The sequence below is a fragment of the Streptomyces sp. NPDC048637 genome, from assembly GCF_040650675.1.
Classification (GTDB): domain Bacteria; phylum Actinomycetota; class Actinomycetes; order Streptomycetales; family Streptomycetaceae; genus Streptomyces.
In genome coordinates this window covers 75,916-93,094 of the sequence record NZ_JBEZHQ010000027.1, presented here as the reverse complement: position 1 = coordinate 93,094, position 17,179 = coordinate 75,916, and the positions used below count along the sequence as shown (strand labels likewise).

The following is a 17,179-nucleotide window of genomic DNA, read 5'->3' as shown; positions in this document are numbered from 1 at the left end:
CCGGCCATGGCCACCGGACCCACCGCAGAGGAACGCGCGGAACAGGGCAGGGCACTTCGCTCCGAAGTGCCCCGCTCCTCTCATGCGGATTTCCAGCCCACGGCCGCCCGCACCGACCCGGTGGACACCATCGAGCGGCAATCCGCCCTCCGCGTACCGGAGTTGGTGCCCATCCGCTACGGGCGGATGCTGGAGTCGCCGTTCCGCTTCTACCGCGGTGCCGCCGCCATCATGGCGGCGGACCTGGCGACGACCCCGTCGACCGGGCTGCGGACCCAGCTGTGCGGGGACGCCCATCTGCTGAACTTCCGGCTGCTGGCCTCCCCCGAGCGCCATCTGATGTTCGACATCAACGACTTCGACGAGACCCTGCCCGGCCCCTGGGAATGGGACGTCAAACGGCTGGCGGCCAGTTTCGCCATCGCTGGCCGCGGCAACGGCTTCAGTGAATCGGTCCGGGCCGGCATCATCCGGGCCGCCTGCGCGTCCTACCGCGACCGGATGCGCCAGTACGCGGACACGCGGACCCTGGAGGTCTGGTACGCCCACGCCGACATGGCCGACGTCCAGGCCGAGGAAGCGCAGGAGCTGGACAGCAGGGGCCGTGCGGGGCTGTCCCGGATCGTCGCGGAAGCCCGCACGCACGACACCGTGCAGGCGTTCCGCAAGCTGACCCGGAAGCGCGGCGGCCAGGTCCGGATCGCCGCCGATCCCCCGTTGATCGTGCCGCTGGACGATCTGCTGCCGGACGTCGAGCGCGACCAGCTGGAGGACCAGATCCGCGGGCTGATCGAGGGCTACGCCGGCAGTCTGCGGTCGGACCACCGCCGGCTGCTGGAGCAGTACCGGGTGGTCGACGTGGCCCGCAAGGTCGTGGGCGTCGGCAGCGTGGGCACCCGCTGCTGGATCGTGCTGCTGCTCGGCAAGGACGCGGAGGACCCGCTCCTGCTGCAGGCCAAGGAGGCCGACGAATCGGTACTCGCCGCGTATGCCGGACCGGGCGTCCACACCAACCAGGGCGAACGCGTCGTGACCGGCCAGCGGCTGATGCAGGCCGCCAGTGACATCTTCCTCGGCTGGGAGCGGGTCACCGGGATCGACGGCCGCCAACGCGACTTCTATGTACGCCAGCTGCGCGACTGGAAGGGCATCATGCCGGCGGACATGATGGTGCCGGTGGGCATGCGGCGGTTCGCCGTACGCTGCGGGGCCACGCTGGCCCGCGCGCACGCCAGGTCCGGCGACCGGATCGCGATCGCCGCCTACCTCGGGACGGGCACGGTCTTCGACGAGGCACTGGCGCGGTTCGCGGAGCGTTACGCGGACCAGAACGAGCGTGATCACCAGGCGCTCGTGGCGGCGGTCCGGGAGGGCCGGGTCACGGCCCAGCCGAGCTGAACCGGCCGGCGGCGCCGCGGCGGCCGTGCCGAGGGGCTTCCGCGGCCGCCGCCACCCGATCGGCGCACCCGGTGGCGCCCGGGATGTACGGTCCGTCCACCCCGCCTAGCATGGTGCCGAATGGCTCCGATGAAGGCGGCCCCCATGCGCCCCACGGCGAAGTTCTCCATCAGCTTCGGCCTGGTCACGATCCCGGTCGCCGCGTACAACGCCACGGACACCTCCGCGTCGGTCAGCTTCGTGCGGATCCATACGGCGGACGGCGGACGGGTGCGCAATCAGCCCGTGTGCTCGCTGGAGGGCGTCGAGATCCCCCCGGACGAGATCGGCCGGGGCTACAAGCCCGGGGACCGCGACACGGTCGTACCGCTGAGCGACGAGGATCTGGACGCGCTGCCACTGCCCACCGCGAAGACCCTGACGATCCTGGCCTTCGTCGCCGGCGGCGATATCGACCCGCTGCAGATGGGCAAGGGCTACTACCTGGGCATCGACAGCCCCGCCGCGGCCAAGCCCTATGTGCTGCTGCGTGAGGCGATGGAGCGGCACCAGCGCGTCGGGCTCGGCAAGATCGCGCTGCACGGGCGGGAGACGCTCGCCATGATCCGTCCGATGGAGGGCGCGCTGGTCATGCAGGTGCTGCTGTGGCCGCACCAGATCCGTCCGATGGACGGGGTGCTGCCCGAGCGGCAGGCGGAGGTCGCCCCCAATGAGGTGTCGGCCGCCGAGGCCCTGATGGATTCCTTCGGCAGGCTGTCGGAGGACGATCTGCACGACCATTACCGCGAGGCGCTCGAAGAGATCGTGGCGGCGAAGCTGGCGCACCGCGAGCCGGAGTTCCCGGCCGGCGAGGAGCAGCCCGCCGGGCAGGTGATGGACCTGATGGCGGCCCTGCAGGACAGTGTCCGGGCGGCCAAGAGGTCCCGCGGCGAGGACGAGGAGGCCGAGCCCCGGTCCGGCCGTACCGCGAAGAAGAGCGCGGCGAAGAAGACTGCGGCGAAGAAGGCCACCGCCACGAAGACCGCCGCCACGAAGGCCGCCGCGAAGAAGTCCACCGCAAAGAAGCCGGCCGCGGCGAAGAAGAGCGCGAGCAGAGGCGGGCGGCGGGCCGGCTGAGCCTCCCGCGGGCGCCCCGGCCGCCGGTTGGCCCACCCCGCGTGGGCACATAAGGCGCCCCCCTCGGGGTACGCGAACCGTCATCAGGCCTTACTGCCAATACAGTTGTGGAGGTTGACGCCATGGGTATCGGCGGATGCATCGGACTGCTTGCGGTGGGGGCGATCCTCACCTTCGCGGTGGACTGGCACATGGCCGGAATCAACGTCGACCTGGTCGGCATCATCATGATGATCGTCGGCATCATCGGCCTCGCCACCTATGTGAGCATTCTGAAGCGGCGGCGCACCCAGCCACCGTCCCCGGGCGCCCCGGTCGTCGACGTCGAGGACACCCGTTACTACAAGTAGTCCCCGGCCGTGCGGTCTTCGTTCCGCCGTGGGTCCGGCATTTCAACCGCAGGAGGTCTGGGCCTTCGGCAAGACGCCGTTCAGCAGGAAGTCGTCGACATGGCGCTGCACGCAGGGGTCTCCGGTGGTGTAGGCGGCATGTCCCTCACCGTGGAAGGTCAGCACGACGCTGGAGTTGCCCAGCGCGCGGGCCATGTTGAACGCACCCTCGTAGGGGGTCGCCGGATCGTTGGTGGTCGCGACGAGCAGCAGGGGCGGCGCGTCCGGCGCCGCGACATCGCGGGAGGAGTCGTCGCCCGCAACGGGCCAGTCGTAGCAGTCCAGCATGAGCGGGGCGATGTCCGGGCCGAAGAGCGGGGAAGCCTCGGTGAGTTCGCGCTCGGCCCGTGGGTAGTCGTCGGCGTCATAGCGTTCCGAGGTGTCCCGGCACGCGATCGCCCGGAGGGCCAGCTGGTCCTGCGGCGGTAGCTCGTCCCGACCGATCTGCGGTGCCGGGACCATGCGGGTGGCGCTGCCGCCGCCGCTCTCACTCAGCCGGAGAATCCCGGCGCCGTCGCCGCGTCGCAGCTGGGCCAGGGCCTGGCGCAGCGCCGGCCAGTCGCTTCTGCGGTACAGCGCCTCACGCAAGGCGTACACATAGGTGGTCTCATCCACCGTCTCCCCCTTCACCTTCTTCGGCCGCTCACTCAACTGCTGGTACCAGCTGCTGAGTTGGTTCTGCGCCCCGCTCTTGTCGGTACCCAGCGGGCAGTCCGCCCCCTGGAGGCAGTCGGCGGCGAAGTCGTCCAGCGCCCGCTGGAAGCCCCGGGCCTGGGCCAGTGCCGTCTGCCAGGTGTTCTTGGTCGGGTCCTCGACGCTGTCCAGGACCATCCGGCCGACCTTGTCGGGGAACTCATGGGCATAGACCGCGCCCAGCTTGGTGCCGTAGGAGAATCCCAGGTAGTTGAGCTTGTCGTCGCCGACCGCGGCGCGCAGTACGTCCATGTCCCGGGCGACATCGGGGGTGCCGACCCAGCGCAGCAGCCCGCCGGAGTACCGGCCGCAGGCCTCGTTGATGCGCTTTTCCCTGTCGGCGAGGCTGTCGCCGCCGCCGGTGGTGAGTTTGCTGCCGCAGGAGATGGGTTCGGTGTGGCCGGTGCCGCGCGGATCGAAGCTGACGATGTCGTAGCGCTGCCCCAGCCGGGAGAAGGCGCTCCCGCTGTCGATCAGATAGTTGACGCCGGAAGCACCCGGCCCTCCGGGGTTGAGCACCAGCGAGCCCAGGCGCTTGCCGGGACCGGTCGCCTTCAGCCGGATCAGCTGGACCTGCATCGTGCTCCGTTTGGGGTTGGCGTAGTCCCGCGGCACCTCCAGCCGGGCGCACTCCAGACGTTCCCGGAAGCCGGGCGGCTGGGAAGCACCGTCGCTCTGCGCGCCGCTCTGCAGGTCCTGGCCGCATGGCTCCCAGGACAGGGTCTGCTGGTAGAACGACGTCAGAGCCGGGTCATCGACGGCCGTCGCGGCCGGAGTTCCCACGAAGACGCAGAGCAGCGCCACCACCGCCGCCATGGCCGACAGCCGCAGGGCCGCCATGCGCCGGCGGACACACCGCGCTCCCCCTACTCCCACACGAGACGGTGCGCGGCGTGTTCCCGGCATATTCCGAGCCTAGGGCCGTTGCACAGCTCCCGCACACGGCCGTTGCACACCTCCCGCACACCTGCCGCACAACGCCACCGGAACGGCTGCCGGGCGGGCGGCAACCGACGGTCACGACGCCATGACCCGGCCACACAGCGGGACCGGCTCCTTTCACAGCGTGGCCTCGGAGGGCTTTTCGGCCCGCTCAAGATGCGGCGTCCACGACTCCGATCACTCTGGAGATAGGGCAGAACGATGCCGCCGATCGGCGGCCCCCTGCACAGACGCCCATCGGCTGCACGTCCGGGAAAAGGTGACGCACCCATGAATGACGGAACCAAGGTCCTGCTGGCCGCCGCCCTGGCCGGCGGCTATGTGCTGGGCCGCACGAAGAAGGGCCGGTTCGCCCTCACCGCGGCGTCCTATATCGCCGGGCGTCAATTCGGGCTTGAACCGCGCCAGCTCGTGGCCCAGGGGATCCGCAAACTCAGCGAGATCCCCCAGGTCGCAGAGCTGGGTGAACAACTGCGCGGGGAGGTGCTGGACGTCGGCCGGAAGGCCTTGACGACCGCCGCCAACCGCCGTCTGGAGACGCTTGCCGACACACTCCACGACCGCACTCGCGCGCTCGAATTCGGCGAGGAAGAGCCGGAAGAGGAAGAAGAAGGGGAGGAAGCGGAGGGGGAAGACGCGTACGACGAGGAGGAAGAGCCGGAGGAGGAAGAGGAAGAAGAGGAGGAGCCCGAGGAGGAAGAGGAGCCTGAAGAGGAGTACGACGAGGGCGAGGAGGAAGAGGAGCCCGAGGAAGAGGAGCCCGAGGAGCGGCCCCGCCGGCGTACGCCACGAGCCGCTGCGCAGAAGAAGGGCAGGGAGAAGCCGCCCGCCAAGAAGGCACCCGGAAAGAAGACCGCTGGAAAGAAGGCCGCCGGAAAGAAGGCAGCCGCCGGCCGCCCGGCCGAGAAGAAGGCCGCGGCGAAGAAGACCGCACCCGCCAAGAAAACCGCAGCCAAGAAGACGGCGGCGAAGAAGACCGCAGCACAGAAGACGGCCAAGAAGACCCCTGCCAAGAAGGCGGCCCCGGCCAAGAAGACCGCGGCAAAGAAAACCGCCGCGAAGAAGACGGCAGCGAAGAAGACCGCAGGAAAGAAGACCGCGGCCAAAAAGACGGCCGGCAAGGCCGCTGCCAAGAAGGCTCCTGCGAAGAAGACTGCCGCACGGAAGAAGGCAGCCCCTGCGAAGAAGGCCGCAAAGAAGACATCATCGCGCGTCGAGCGCCGGAGGTAACCGGTCATGGCCAAGACGGGACAGGACAACGCGGACTCGGGCCTCGATCGGCTGCGAGGAGAACTGGGGAGCTACGCGACGAAATGGGTGGGGAACCTGGCCGAACGGGCCGGCGACAAACTGATGGATGTGACCGGACAGCTCACCGATGTGGCCGAGAACGGCGGATCGCTGTCCAAGATCGCGTCCAATCTGCTGGGCGGCGACTCGCCCGTCAAGGCCGCCGTCAAGGGGACGGCGGAGAACGTCAAGGACACCGTCACAGGGAAGGCCAAGGAACTCTTCGGCGGCGGAAAGCGCAAGTCGGGGGACAAGAAGGTCACCAACATCATCGAGGTCCTCGATGTCGGGGTGCCGCTGCGCACCGCCTACGACCACTGGACGCAGTACGAGAAGTTCAGCGGCTTCACCAAGGGCGTCCGCAATGTGTCGCTGCACGATGAGACGACCAGTGACTGGAAAGCCAAGGTCGGTCCGTCGACGCGAGGCTGGAAGGCGACCGTCCAGGAGCAGGTGCCGGACGAACGCATCATCTGGACGTCCGAGGGCGCCAAGGGATCGACCCGCGGTGCCGTCAGCTTCCATGAACTGGCACCCAATCTGACCCGCATCGTGCTGGTCGTCGAGTATTACGCCTCGGGATTCTTCGAGAAGACCGGAAACGTCTGGCGCGTCCAAGGACGGCGACTACGGCTGGACTTCAAGCATTTCCAGCGCTACGTCACCCTCACCGACGAGGAGCCGGAGGGCTGGCGCGGCGAAATCCGCGAGGGCGAGGTCGTACGGACCCACGAAGAGGCCATCGAGGACGAAGAGGCCGAAGAGGCCGAAGAGGCCGAAGAGGCCGAAGAGGCCGAGGGCGAGGAAGGCGAGGAAGGCGAGGAAGGCGAGGACGAGGAATACGAAGAGGACGGCGAGTACGAGGGTGAGGAGGAGGACGAAGAAGCGGACGAAGACGAGGAGTACGACGAGGACGCGGACGAAGACGGCGAATGGGATGAGGAAGAGGAAGAGGCAGGCGAGGAGGAAGCGGAGGAATGAGTGCCGCGCTCGTGAAGTGGCTTGACGCGCCGGGCCGTTGGGAGCAGCTGGATGCCGTGATCGGCCCGGTGCAGCGGGTGGTGCGCGGCCTGCCCCTGGGACGTTTCCGCGATGTGCTGCACGGGCTGCCGATCGGTCATCCGCTGCACCCGGCGCTGGTGCAGCTTCCGATGGGCGCCTGGCTGTCCGCCGCGGTGCTGGACGTCGTCCCGGGTACCCGGCGCAGTGCCCGCCTCCTGGTGGGGGTGGGCGTCCTGTCGGCGGTACCGGCCGCGTGGGCCGGCTGGGTGGACTGGGCCGAGCAGCACGAGGACCAGATGCGCACCGGCCTGGTGCACGCGGCGTCGATCGCCCTGGCCATCGGCCTGTACTCCCGGTCCTGGGTGCATCGCGGCCGCGGCAGCACCACGCGCGGCAAGCTGCTCGGGTTCGCCGGGCTGACCGCGGCCGGCGCCGGCGCCATGCTCGGCGGGCACCTCGCCTTCCGGCAGGGCGCGGGCCCCAACAAGGCGGAGCCGGTGCCCCATCTGCTGGAAGAGGGCTGGCACCCGGTGGGCAGGGTGGAGGACTTTCCGGTCGGCGAGGCCGTGCGCCGGGAGCTCGGTGAAGTGCCGTTGCTGGTGGTCCGTCAGGCCGGCGGTGAGATCCTTGTCCTGGCCGGGCGGTGCAGCCATCAGTCCGGGCCCCTGACGGACGGCACGATCGCCGACGGCTGTGTGACGTGCCCCTGGCACGGCAGCGTCTTCCGGCTGGCGGACGGCGCGAACGTCGCCGGTCCGGCGACCGCTCCCCAGCCCTCCTTCCGGGTGAGGGTGGAGGGTGACGGCTCCGTCTATGTGCGGTTGCCCGGCGCGGGCTGAACCGTTCGAGGGTGTGCGCGGCGGCCGAGGCCCGGCGCGGCTGCGCCGTCCGCGCCACCGAGCGCTCCGGGCGCACAGGGCAGCCACCGCGCAGGGCAGCCACCGCCCGACTGGCCGAACGCCCCCTCGCGGGTGCCGCGCACCACCGCGGGCCTCCCCCGCCCTTGGCCGCCCGGTAATCCCTCCCGTGAGGGTGCGCGAACGCCCTGCTCAGCGGCGCGTGCGCCGGGCCGCCGGATTCCGCCGCCCGCTACCGTCGAAGACAGCAGGCGTTCGGCGTCCGGCCCCGCCCGCGGGGCCGCGCCCCCGTCCGTGCCGATCCGCGCCCAGTGGAAGGGCTCATCATGCGTGTGCTTCCGGCCGCTCCCTCGATCAAGGGGCTCACCGCTGTCGTCACCGGCGGCTCACGGGGGCTCGGGCTGCTCATGGCCCACCAGCTGCTGCGGCGCGGCTGCGATGTCGTGCTGCTGGCCAGGGACGAGGCCGAACTCGGCAGGGCCGTCGGCAAGCTGAGCCAGTGGGGTGGCGGGTCGGTGCGCGCCGTGGTGTGCGATGTGCGGGACCGCGCCGCGGTGCAGGACCGCCTCGCGGAGATCGTCAGGGACCACGGCGGGCTGGACATCGTCATCGCCAACGCCGGCATCATCCAGGTCGGCCCCGCGGACGCGCTGGGCTCCGACGGTTTCGAGGAAGCGATGGACTCCGTCTTCAACGGGGCCCTGAACACCGCGCTCGCCGCCCTCCCCCACCTTCGGCGCAGCCCGGCCGGCGGCCGGCTGGCCCTCGTCGGGTCCGTCGGCGGCCTGGTGGCGGTGCCGCATCTGCTGCCGTACTCCTGCGCCAAGTCCGCGGTGGCCGCGCTGGCCGAGGGGCTGCATGCCGAGGAGGCCCCGCACGGCGTCACCGTGACCGCGGTCCACCCGGGCCTGATGCGCACCGGGTCGCATGTCCACGCCCTCTTCGGCGGGGACCGGCGCCGGGAGTACGCCTGGTTCTCGGCGCTGGCCGGGGCCCCGTTGCTGTCCATGAACGCCGAGCGGGCCGCGGAGCGCATCGTGACCGCGCTGCAGCGGCGGCGGCCCCGTATCGTGCTGACGCCGGCGGCCCGGCTCGGTGCCACGGCGCACGGGCTGGCTCCGGTGACCACCACCCGGCTGGTGTCGGCGGTCGCCCGGGTGCTGCCCCGCAACGGCGCGCGCGGCACCGTCGACGGTTCGACGGTCGCCGCCGGGGAACGGCCACCGGCCCGGCGGCTTCGCGGTGTCCTCGGCGCCCTGAACGAACGGGCGGCCGACCGCTTCAATCAGCGATGAGGCCTCAATCAGCGGTGAGGCCTTCTTGCGCGGCGGGAGAGAGGGGCGCGCCGCCGTCGGGGTAGCGGCGCCAGAAGGTCTGCAACGATCAGATCGAAGGTGCCGTCCGGCCACTCGTCGGGGACGGTGCGGCTGCGGACCTCCACCTGCGGCAGTTCGCGGGTGCGCTCGGCGGCGGAGACCACGGCCGCGGGCATCCGGTCGGTCGCGAGCAGCCGGTCACAGCGCTCGGCGAGCCGGGCGGTCAGCACGCCGACGGAACAGCCGGGTTCGAATGCGGAACGGTATCGGCGCCGCGGCAGCGAGGCGAGGGTGAGGGCGTATTTGCGCTGCTCGTACCAGCGTCCGGCGAGGTCCCAGGGGTCGACCGTGCCGGCGTACATCGCCTCGAAGTAGGCGGGTGGCGTACTCATCGGAACACCACCTCGAACGGCCGGGTGTGGTGGGCGAGTTCCGCCGGCGGCAGGATCGCGGTGTCGCCGGCACCGTCGCCGAGCGGGTGCATCCGGCCGGCGAACCGGCCGATGGCCGCGGCCTTGCGCCGGACCGCGCCGGCCGGCAGCGCGAGGCGGGCGGCGCTGTCCCAGGGGACGCGGGGGTCGGCGGGGCGCGCCCAGTGCCACATCCGGACGGGATACCTCCACAACGGTACGCCCGAGGCACGGCAGGCGGCAGCGGCCGCCCGGCCGGCGGCTTCGCGGTCGCCGTGCAGATCCCCGGTCCAGGGCGCGACGCAGAGGGCCGCGTTCACCGCGTACAGCCGTGCCGTGATCTGGTGGCGCACCGCGGTCTCGTGACGGTGCACCTGGGTGTCGGGGATGCGCAGGCGCTGCGGGCGCAGCGACGGCAGTCCGAGCTCGCCCAGGGCGTCGCGGAGTTCGGCCGAGCGGAGCGTGGCGAGCCGGGCGGCGGTGAGCCGGCTGCTGTGCGGGTGGGAGCCCTCGCCGTCGGTGACGGACACGACCTGGACGTCGGTGCCGTGTGCCGCCAGCGCGGCCATGGTGCCGCCGAAGCCCAGCACTTCGTCGTCGGGGTGTGCGGCGACGACCACGACCGGCCCGGCGGGCAGCGGGAGGGCGGGCAGCCGGTCGAGGACGGGCCAGGACGCCCAGTCCGCTTCGGGGGTGCCCGGGGCGCCGATGGCGTCGGCGGCGGCCTGCCGGGGACTGTTCACCGCTCCTCCGCAGGGCCGGTGAGCCGCAGTCCGAGTGCGGCGGACAACCGCCGCTCCTGGTCGCTGCCGGCCGTCACGGAGAAGGTCGCATCGGTCGTCACATCAGCTCCTCACCGGAGTATCCGGTCGCCTCAACAGTCTGCGGTGATCTGCGCACACCTCGCACTTCGGAGCAGCCCGGACCGCGGTCGCGGAGAACGGAAAGCGGGGCGGCGGCCGAGTGTTTCCGGGCCGAAATATCGCGACGCCCGGCGGCTCCCCGACCGGAACACCGGACGCCCTGGCCGCCGAGCGGACCTGGGAGGACTACTCCGCGTCCGAGGCCGGCCACGCGGCCGCCGAGCAGGCCCGCCGGCAGCCCTGAGCGGGGCCCCGCACGCTGAGTACCCCACAGCGCGCCGGCCCCGCCGTCGCACGGAATGCGACGGCGGGGCCGCAGCGGTCAGTGTTTGAAGGTCTCCCGGCCCTTTTCCACCGCCTGCTTCATTTTCCCCATGGCCTGTTCCGCCTTGCCTCGCCTTTGGAGGCCTTTGTTGCCGAGGGCCCTTCCGGTCGTTTCCTTGGCCTTTCCCTCGACGATATGGCCGATGTTCCTGGTCTTCTTCGCGATGCCCATGTCGCGCTCCCTTCAGGGTTCTTCGGCGGGTGGCAGCAGGGTCCCGAGCGGTCCGAGATCCAAATTGAGGTCCTGCATCGACAGCTCATACCGGGCGCAGAGTTCGACCATGCGGTCGTGCAGAATCATCAGCGTCGCGCCCAGGCGTTCCTCCTGTTCCTCGGTGAGGTCTCCGGCGTCGACCCGTTGCAGGGCCTGACGTTCCATGAGCTGGCGCAGCAGCTCGACCAGGGTGAGGACGAGCTTGACCAGGTCCCGCTCCACCGTGTCGGGGTCGGCGCTGATCCGGTGTGCCGGACGCCGGGCCGCCGCGCTGCTCGGGGGCGGGATGTCCTGCGGTGCCGCGGGCAGCAGGCGGAAGGCCCGATGGGCCGCGTCGGCGACATCGTCGAAACGGTTGCCGGGCCGGCGGTCCTCAGCCGTCATGGTCGTCCCGTACCGAGGGTGCGAGGGCGGACCACGGGGAGGGGTTCTGTTCGCTGATGGAGACGATCAGCGCGCGCAACGAGATTCGGACGAGGTCGATATCGGCGATGGAGAGCACGACATCACCGGTGAGCACCACACCTCCGCTGAGCAACCGGTCCAGCAGATCGATCAGCGCGATCTGCCGGTCCGGCAGCGGTTCGTCCGTCGTTGCCGGCGGGCCGCCCGCCGGTCTCATGGCGCGGCTCCCGTCAGCGGTTCGGCCTCGGGCGGCGTGGCGAAGGAGTACGGGGCCCATGGCCCGGTGACCTCGACGCGTACGCCGGACAGTCCCTCGGCCGCCCGGGTGACGTCGGCGCGGAAGCTCTCGGCGTCCCGCAGCGGCACGAGGTAGGCGTCGTTGACGACGTTCTCGCCCGGCCCGCGGGCGAGTTCACCCTGCTGTACCCGGTGCTGGACCCGGTCGACCGCATGGCCGCGGGCGGCGGCCTCGACCCGCCGGGCGACCTCTTCGGCGTCGCGGTAGGCGTCCTCACGGGCGTGCCGCTGTGCCTTGCGGTGGCTGAGGTAGGCCCGTCCGGGGCTCAGGCCCGCGTCCGCGGGCGGCGCGGCCGGTCTGTCGGTGGGCGCGGGCGCCTCGACGTAGATCTTGACGCCCCACTCCGTGTGCGCGGCCAGCTCGGCCAGCCGGCCGGCGAACGCCTTCTGGCGGGCCGCGAGCATGCGCCGCACCCGCTCGTCGTCGAGATACACCGTCGCGAGCCGGAGCGGCAGGACGGTGGTCCGGGCGGCCAGCGCCTCGATCACCCGGTGATGGGCGCGGGCCACCGATTCCAGCCAGTCCAGATCCTCCAAGTTCGCGCGCAGCGCGGATTCCTGGAAGTCCGGCTCGGGCACCGGGCTCACGGCGACCACCACGTCACCGCGGTCGGCCGCACGCACCAGATGCACCGGTGCCTCCGCGACTCCCGGCAGTCCGGTCAGGGCCGTTGCCAGCGAGCCGTCGGCATCGCGCGCGACGGCGTACGCATAGCTGATGACCTCGGTCATGGTGCGTCCCGCTTCTTGGTACGGGAGCCGGGCCCGTCCCGTTTGGTGCGTGCGCCACGGGCGGGACGGCGGGCGCCGGGGCGGCGCTCCTCCGCTTCGCCCTCGTCGTCCTCTGTACCCTCTTCGTCCTCGGCCGGGGGCAGTTCGTCGCCTTCGCGCAGGGCCTGGATCTCGGCGCGCAGCCGTTTGTTCTCGTCGGCGAGCGAGCGGTAGCCGTCGGAGGCGCGGGACGAGAGCGAGGGGTCGTGCTCCCACCAGTCGATGCCCATCTCCTTGGCCTTGTCCACCGAGGCGACCAGCAGGCGCAGTTTGATGGTGAGCAGTTCGATGTCGAGCAGGTTGATCTGGATGTCGCCCGCGATGACGATGCCCTTGTCCAGCACCCGCTCCAGGATGTCGGCAAGGTTGGCCGAGGAGCCCTGGCCGCCGTACGGGCCGGCCCGGGACGGATAGTCGCCCATCCTCCTGGCGACGGGTTCGTTCACGGCCGCTGCACCTCGATTCCCGGCGTTGCGACGGGAGCGCGGGGCGGCGCTCCCGTTCCGCGGCGGCCACCGCGGTCAGCTGTCGGTGCCCTGGGCATGGGCCCTGATCTCGTCCAGCCGGTCGAGCAGCTCGTCCTCACGCCGGTCGAAGGTCTCCTCGGAGATGTCTCCCGCCAGCAGCATGCGTTCGAGCTCGGCGAGTTCGCGCTCGACGGGTTCGGGGTCGTAGTACTCGTTCTCCGCGGCCTCCAGGGCGCGTTCCATGACCCAGGCCACGCCGCGCACCGGTGCCAGCGGAAGGGTGGCAAGTTGACTCAACAGGCCCATGGGGACTCCTAGACGAAACTGTAGGCGGGCAGCGGACCAAGCAGCCGGAGGTCGAAGTCCTCCCCCAGCTCCTTGGCAAGATCCCGCTCCGCGCCGAGGAAACTCTTCTCGTTGTCCTGTTCCACCAGGAAGGACACGCTCACGAAGTCGTTCCCCGCCGGGGGTGAGGTGCGCTCCTCCTGCGCGAAGCCGCGCAGCGCATCGAGGACTCCGGCGGCGAGCTGCTCCTGCCGTGCCTGTACTTCCTGGGCGACCAGTTCACCGAGGGCGAGCGGGAGTTCCGGAGCCGCATTGCCGCTTCTGATCTGCTCGTTGAGCTCGCGTGCCTGATCCGACTCCGTGAGGATCTGCCGCAGCAGCGCATCCTCGTCCTGGGCGGCCTTGAGGTGGTATTCGGCGCAGCCCTCCAACGCCTCCAGCCGCTCGGTGAATTCGTCCGCCCGCTCCTTCAGGACGGCCCGTACGGCCTCGTCGTCCGTGGTCGTGAAGCCGAACTGCAAGGGCAGGACGGTGCCGTCGGCCATCAGCCGTTCCTGGACGGCCTGATGCGCGCCGAGGTCCCGGCGCTTGGGACGCAACTCCTCCGGGGCGTCGCTGACGACGGCGGACAGCTTTTTGCTCTGTACCGTGCGGAGGTCCGAGGGTGGGTTTCCCACCCCGTGGAGGCCGTCCAGGCGCTGCGGATGGCTGGTCGCGACGATGGAGTAGACGTAGACCGACATCTCTCACTCCTTCCGGCGCCGGGCCGGCCGACGAGCGGACCGCTCGCGCCGCTCGGCGGGCTCCTTGTGCCTCGTCTCGTGCTCCTCGTCGTCCTCACCGCCGCCCTTGAGGGCGTCGGTCACCGCTTCCGCGGCCCCGGACAGGGCGCCCTTGGCCTTGCCGTGCGAGCCGCCCTCGGTCACCTCGCCGACGAGATCGGTCAGCTGGGAGGGTGCCTTGCGTCCCGACTCCAGGTCGAGCCGGTTGCAGGCCTCGGCGAAGCGCAGGTAGGTGTCGACGCTTGCGACGACGATGCGGGCGTCGATCTTGAGGATTTCGATGCCCACCAACGACACACGCACAAAGACGTCGATGACCAGACCGCGGTCCAGGATCAGATCGAGGATGTCGTAGAGGTTTCCGGAGCCCCCGCCGCCGCCTGCGGCAACGGCTCCTCCGCTTTGCGGCACCACAGTCACGGTGCCTCCTTTCACCGGCTCACTCCTGCCGTACGGAGTGGCCGTATCGTTCGCCCGGCGAACGGTCCTGCGTGGCCTCCCGGGGCCCTAACGACGGTCGATCTGGCCCCGGGTGTAGCGGCGGGTGCGCTCGTACGCCACCAGCTCGCCTTCCTTGTCCAGCATCACCCGGTAGGTCGCCATCACGCTGGTGGTCCCGGGGACACGTTCCAGCTCCAGGACTTCCACGTCCGCCTGCCAGCCGTCCTCCGTCGGCTTCACCGCGGAGACGGACTCGGGAGCCCGTCCGAGCAGGTCCTTGAGCTGCTCCGCCGCGTACCGCATGGCACGTGGCGCCGAAACACGACGGCCCGCGCGCGGCGGTTCGCTCTCGCTCTCGCGGCTGCCGGCCCGGACGCTGCCGGATCGTTGGGCGGTCTTCTTGACGGTCTTCTTGGCGGTCTTCTTACTGGACGGTCGCCGGACTCGTTCGGCCTCGTCCTCTTCGCCTGCGGCCATGTTCTCTCTCCGGAATCGGAGGCGACATGCTGCCCGCGCCACTACAAAGAGGCGCCACTACATGATATACGGCCTGAGCTGAGCGCATCTTGGGACGAAGTGCCTGGTCCCGCGGGCACCGGCGCCACCGGGCCGCGAGTGCCACGGCCCGGTGGGCGGCGTAACGTCAGCACTGTCCCGGGAGAGACGTCGTGACGGTCTCGGCACGGGGAGACACCGGCGGGCCGGAGTGGGTCTCGATGGCACGACGACAGCTGTGCGCAGGTGCGCGATGACCGGCGGGACCGGGTCCGGCCCGGTGGACGACCTGGCGGGCCGGGCGCTGCTGCGCGCGATGCGGGAGACCGGGGCGTCCGCCGGCGGGGTCTATGTGCTGGCGGCCGACACGCCGGTCCTGCAGCTGACCGTCATGAGCGGGATGCCGGCGCCGTTCCTGGCACCGTGGGACCGGGTCGCGCTGGCAGCCCCCATCCCGGTCGCCGTCGCCGCCCGCGAACAGCGCCTGGTGTGGGTGGGCGGCCCGCAGCAGATGGCCCGTGACTTCCCCCGTACGGCGGTGGCGGTGCCGTACGACTTCTCGCAGGTGGCGGCTCCGGTCAGCGGCCCGGCCGGCAGCCGGGGCGCCCTGCTGCTGCTGTGGCCCGCCGGCCATGCGCCGCAGCTGTCGGCGGAGGAACGCGAGGCGGTGGAGGCCGCGTGCGGGCGGCTGGCGGCGCTGCTGGAACAGCACCCCCGGCCCGACGGTTCCGGTCCGGTCGAGGCACCGCGGGTCCTCACCCCGCCGCCGGTGCGGACCGTGAGCCCGGACGAGGCGCTGGCGGCGGCCGACTACCTGGAACGGCTGCCCGGCGGCTGCTGCGCCCTCGATCTGGAGGGACGCATCACCCTGGTCACGAAGGGCGCGACGGAGCTGCTCGGCGAGACGGACACCCGGCTGATCGGCTCACGCCCCTGGGAGGTCCTGCCGTGGCTGCGCGACCCGGTCTTCGAGGACCACTACCGCGCCGCGGTGATCAGCCGCCGGCCGGCGTCGTTCACCACCAGCCGGCCACCGAACCACTGGCTCACCTTCCGGCTGTTCCCGGACGGCAGGGGCCTGAGCGTGTGGATCAGCCCGTCGGGCAAGGACTACGGTCCGGTGGCGCCCTCGTCCGCACAGGGGGAGGTCGTGCCCGTGCGGGCCGGCCAGATCTACCACGTGCTGCATCTCGCGGCAGCCCTCACCGAGGCCGTGGGCACCCAGGATGTCGTCGCTCTCGTCGCCGACCAGATCGTGCCGGCATTCGGCGCCCAGGGCATGCTCATGTACGTGGCCGAGGCGGGCCGGCTGCGGACCATCGGGCACCGCGGGTACCCCGCGGAGGCGGTCGCCGCCTTCGAAGGGGTCGCCCTCAGCGCCGCCAACAGCCCCGCCGTCCGCGCCCTCGCCACCGGGGAGCCCAGCTTCTTCACCTCCCCCGAGGAGATGGAACGCGACTACCCGGGGCTGCCGCATCTGACGGGCAAGGCGGCGCGGGCCGTGCTGCCGCTGATCGTGTCCGGCCGCCCGGTCGGCTGCTGCATCCTCGCGTACACCCGGCCCCGCACCTTCAGCCTGGAGGAGCGCCAGGTCCTGACCTCACTGGCGGGGCTGATCGCCCAGGCGCTGGACCGGGCCCGGCTGTACGACACCAAGCAGCAGCTGGCGCACGATCTGCAGGCCGGCCTATTGCCGCACCGGCTGCCCAGGGTGCCGGGGTTCGCCGTCGCCGCCCGTTACCTGCCGTCGACCCGCGGTATGGAGATCGGCGGCGACTTCTACGATCTGATCCGCCTCAACGAGGACAGCGTCGCCGCCGTCATCGGTGATGTGCAGGGCCACAACGCGGCGGCCGCCGCCCTCATGGGGCAGGTCCGCACCGCCGTCCGCGCCTACGCCACCGCCGGCGCCGCGCCGGACGAGGTCCTGGCCCGGACGAACCGGCTGCTGACCGATCTGGACCCGGGGCTGTTCACCAGCTGCCTGTACGTCCATATCGACCTGCGCACCCGCCGGGCCTGCCTGGCCAGTGCCGGTCATCCGCCGCCGCTGCTCCGCCACCCCGACCGGCACACCACGGTGCTGCATGTGCCCCCGGGACTGCTGCTGGGCATCGAGCCCGGCGCCCGGTACTCCACCACGGAGATCACCCTGCCGCCGAAGTCCGTCCTGGCGCTCTACACCGACGGCCTGGTCGAAACGCCGGGCGTCGATCCGGATCGCTCCGTCGCCGACCTCGCCGGACGCCTCAACGACGCGCCCACGCTGGGTCCGGACCGCCTCGCCGACGCCCTCCTGGCGAACCGGCACGGCGATGCGGACCGGCAGGACGACGTGGCACTCATGCTGCTGGCCGCACTGCCGGCCGGGCCGGTCACACCTGCTTGAGCGGAGGACCTGACAACACGTCACCTCTACTTA

Annotated in this window: 20 protein-coding genes and 1 pseudogene; 9 read left to right on the top strand and 12 right to left on the bottom strand. The window is 71.2% G+C overall.

The window, feature by feature from the left end; translation table 11 throughout:
- The first annotated feature begins 6 nt into the window (after positions 1 to 6).
- The 3 genes from AB0C46_RS28520 to AB0C46_RS28510 all read left to right on the top strand — a co-directional run bounded on the left by AB0C46_RS28520 (position 7) and on the right by AB0C46_RS28510 (position 2,864).
- Entirely contained in the window at positions 7 to 1,398 is a 1,392-nt protein-coding gene (locus tag AB0C46_RS28520) for a DUF2252 domain-containing protein (RefSeq protein ID WP_362831265.1), read from the top strand.
- Between the two features lie 120 nt (positions 1,399 to 1,518).
- Entirely contained in the window at positions 1,519 to 2,514 is a 996-nt protein-coding gene (locus tag AB0C46_RS28515) for a Ku protein (protein WP_362831263.1), read from the top strand.
- 122 nt (positions 2,515 to 2,636) lie between these two features.
- On the top strand, positions 2,637 to 2,864 hold the full coding sequence (locus tag AB0C46_RS28510) for a DUF6458 family protein (protein WP_042160310.1): 228 nt from the start codon (positions 2,637 to 2,639) through the stop codon (positions 2,862 to 2,864).
- Between the two features lie 42 nt (positions 2,865 to 2,906).
- On the opposite strand, the gene AB0C46_RS28505 is transcribed toward AB0C46_RS28510, so the two are convergent.
- Positions 2,907 to 4,436 carry an alpha/beta hydrolase gene (locus AB0C46_RS28505; protein ID WP_362831261.1) on the bottom strand — a complete coding sequence of 510 codons (1,530 nt, stop codon included), beginning with the start codon at positions 4,434 to 4,436 and terminating at the stop codon, positions 2,907 to 2,909.
- A 372-nt stretch (positions 4,437 to 4,808) separates the two neighbouring features.
- Here AB0C46_RS28505 and AB0C46_RS28500 point away from each other — a divergent pair, with 372 nt between their 5' ends.
- The 4 genes from AB0C46_RS28500 (at position 4,809) to AB0C46_RS28485 (ending at position 8,982) form a co-directional block, all read left to right on the top strand.
- On the top strand, positions 4,809 to 5,768 hold the full coding sequence (locus tag AB0C46_RS28500; RefSeq protein WP_362831259.1) for a histone H1-like repetitive region-containing protein: 960 nt from the start codon (positions 4,809 to 4,811) through the stop codon (positions 5,766 to 5,768).
- Positions 5,769 to 5,774: 6 nt separating this feature from the next.
- On the top strand, positions 5,775 to 6,809 hold the full coding sequence (locus AB0C46_RS28495) for an SRPBCC family protein (protein ID WP_362831257.1): 1,035 nt from the start codon (positions 5,775 to 5,777) through the stop codon (positions 6,807 to 6,809).
- Entirely contained in the window at positions 6,806 to 7,669 is an 864-nt protein-coding gene (locus AB0C46_RS28490; RefSeq protein ID WP_362831255.1) for a Rieske (2Fe-2S) protein, read from the top strand. The genes AB0C46_RS28495 and AB0C46_RS28490 overlap by 4 nt, the downstream gene beginning before the upstream one ends.
- 344 nt (positions 7,670 to 8,013) lie before the next feature.
- Positions 8,014 to 8,982, top strand: coding sequence for an SDR family NAD(P)-dependent oxidoreductase (locus AB0C46_RS28485; protein WP_362831253.1), 969 nt, complete (start codon positions 8,014 to 8,016; stop codon positions 8,980 to 8,982).
- A 71-nt stretch (positions 8,983 to 9,053) separates the two neighbouring features.
- On the opposite strand, the pseudogene AB0C46_RS28480 reads toward AB0C46_RS28485, so the two are convergent.
- Together AB0C46_RS28480 and AB0C46_RS28475 are read right to left on the bottom strand one after the other, a co-directional pair.
- Positions 9,054 to 9,395: pseudogene (locus AB0C46_RS28480) on the bottom strand (SAM-dependent methyltransferase); the annotation flags it as partial.
- A complete protein-coding gene (locus AB0C46_RS28475) occupies positions 9,392 to 10,156 on the bottom strand; it encodes a PIG-L family deacetylase (RefSeq protein WP_362831251.1) in 765 nt (254 codons plus the stop codon). The pseudogene AB0C46_RS28480 and the gene AB0C46_RS28475, both read right to left, overlap by 4 nt.
- Positions 10,157 to 10,376: 220 nt before the next feature.
- On the opposite strand from AB0C46_RS28475, the gene AB0C46_RS28470 reads away from it, so the two are divergent.
- Positions 10,377 to 10,520, top strand: coding sequence for a hypothetical protein (locus tag AB0C46_RS28470; protein ID WP_362831249.1), 144 nt, complete (start codon positions 10,377 to 10,379; stop codon positions 10,518 to 10,520).
- A 78-nt stretch (positions 10,521 to 10,598) separates the two neighbouring features.
- On the opposite strand, the gene AB0C46_RS28465 is transcribed toward AB0C46_RS28470, so the two are convergent.
- From AB0C46_RS28465 to AB0C46_RS28425, 9 genes are all read right to left on the bottom strand, one after another.
- Complete coding sequence (locus tag AB0C46_RS28465; protein ID WP_018090737.1) at positions 10,599 to 10,772, bottom strand: CsbD family protein; 174 nt, start codon at positions 10,770 to 10,772, stop codon at positions 10,599 to 10,601.
- A gap of 12 nt (positions 10,773 to 10,784) precedes the next feature.
- The gene (locus AB0C46_RS28460; protein ID WP_362831247.1) at positions 10,785 to 11,198 is read right to left on the bottom strand and encodes a gas vesicle protein K; all 414 of its coding nucleotides are present in this window, start codon (positions 11,196 to 11,198) and stop codon (positions 10,785 to 10,787) included.
- Positions 11,188 to 11,436 (bottom strand): gas vesicle protein, encoded by a 249-nt coding sequence (locus AB0C46_RS28455; protein WP_362831245.1) that lies wholly within the window; start codon positions 11,434 to 11,436, stop codon positions 11,188 to 11,190. Before AB0C46_RS28455 ends, AB0C46_RS28460 begins: the two co-directional genes overlap by 11 nt.
- On the bottom strand, positions 11,433 to 12,248 hold the full coding sequence (locus AB0C46_RS28450; RefSeq protein WP_362831244.1) for a GvpL/GvpF family gas vesicle protein: 816 nt from the start codon (positions 12,246 to 12,248) through the stop codon (positions 11,433 to 11,435). Before AB0C46_RS28450 ends, AB0C46_RS28455 begins: the two co-directional genes overlap by 4 nt.
- Complete coding sequence (locus tag AB0C46_RS28445) at positions 12,245 to 12,709, bottom strand: gas vesicle protein (RefSeq protein WP_362831311.1); 465 nt, start codon at positions 12,707 to 12,709, stop codon at positions 12,245 to 12,247. The genes AB0C46_RS28450 and AB0C46_RS28445 overlap by 4 nt, the downstream gene beginning before the upstream one ends.
- 99 nt (positions 12,710 to 12,808) lie before the next feature.
- Positions 12,809 to 13,060, bottom strand: a complete 252-nt coding sequence (locus AB0C46_RS28440) for a gas vesicle protein GvpG (protein ID WP_362831242.1) — start codon at positions 13,058 to 13,060, stop codon at positions 12,809 to 12,811.
- A gap of 8 nt (positions 13,061 to 13,068) precedes the next feature.
- Positions 13,069 to 13,782 carry a GvpL/GvpF family gas vesicle protein gene (locus AB0C46_RS28435; protein WP_362831240.1) on the bottom strand — a complete coding sequence of 238 codons (714 nt, stop codon included), beginning with the start codon at positions 13,780 to 13,782 and terminating at the stop codon, positions 13,069 to 13,071.
- A gap of 3 nt (positions 13,783 to 13,785) precedes the next feature.
- Positions 13,786 to 14,241: a gas vesicle structural protein GvpA gene (locus AB0C46_RS28430; RefSeq protein WP_362831239.1), complete on the bottom strand. Its 456-nt coding sequence runs from the start codon at positions 14,239 to 14,241 to the stop codon at positions 13,786 to 13,788.
- Between the two features lie 87 nt (positions 14,242 to 14,328).
- Positions 14,329 to 14,739 (bottom strand): gas vesicle protein, encoded by a 411-nt coding sequence (locus AB0C46_RS28425; protein WP_362831238.1) that lies wholly within the window; start codon positions 14,737 to 14,739, stop codon positions 14,329 to 14,331.
- Positions 14,740 to 15,010: 271 nt separating this feature from the next.
- On the opposite strand from AB0C46_RS28425, the gene AB0C46_RS28420 reads away from it, so the two are divergent.
- Positions 15,011 to 17,146, top strand: coding sequence for a SpoIIE family protein phosphatase (locus tag AB0C46_RS28420; protein ID WP_362831237.1), 2,136 nt, complete (start codon positions 15,011 to 15,013; stop codon positions 17,144 to 17,146).
- Positions 17,147 to 17,179: the final 33 nt, after the last annotated feature.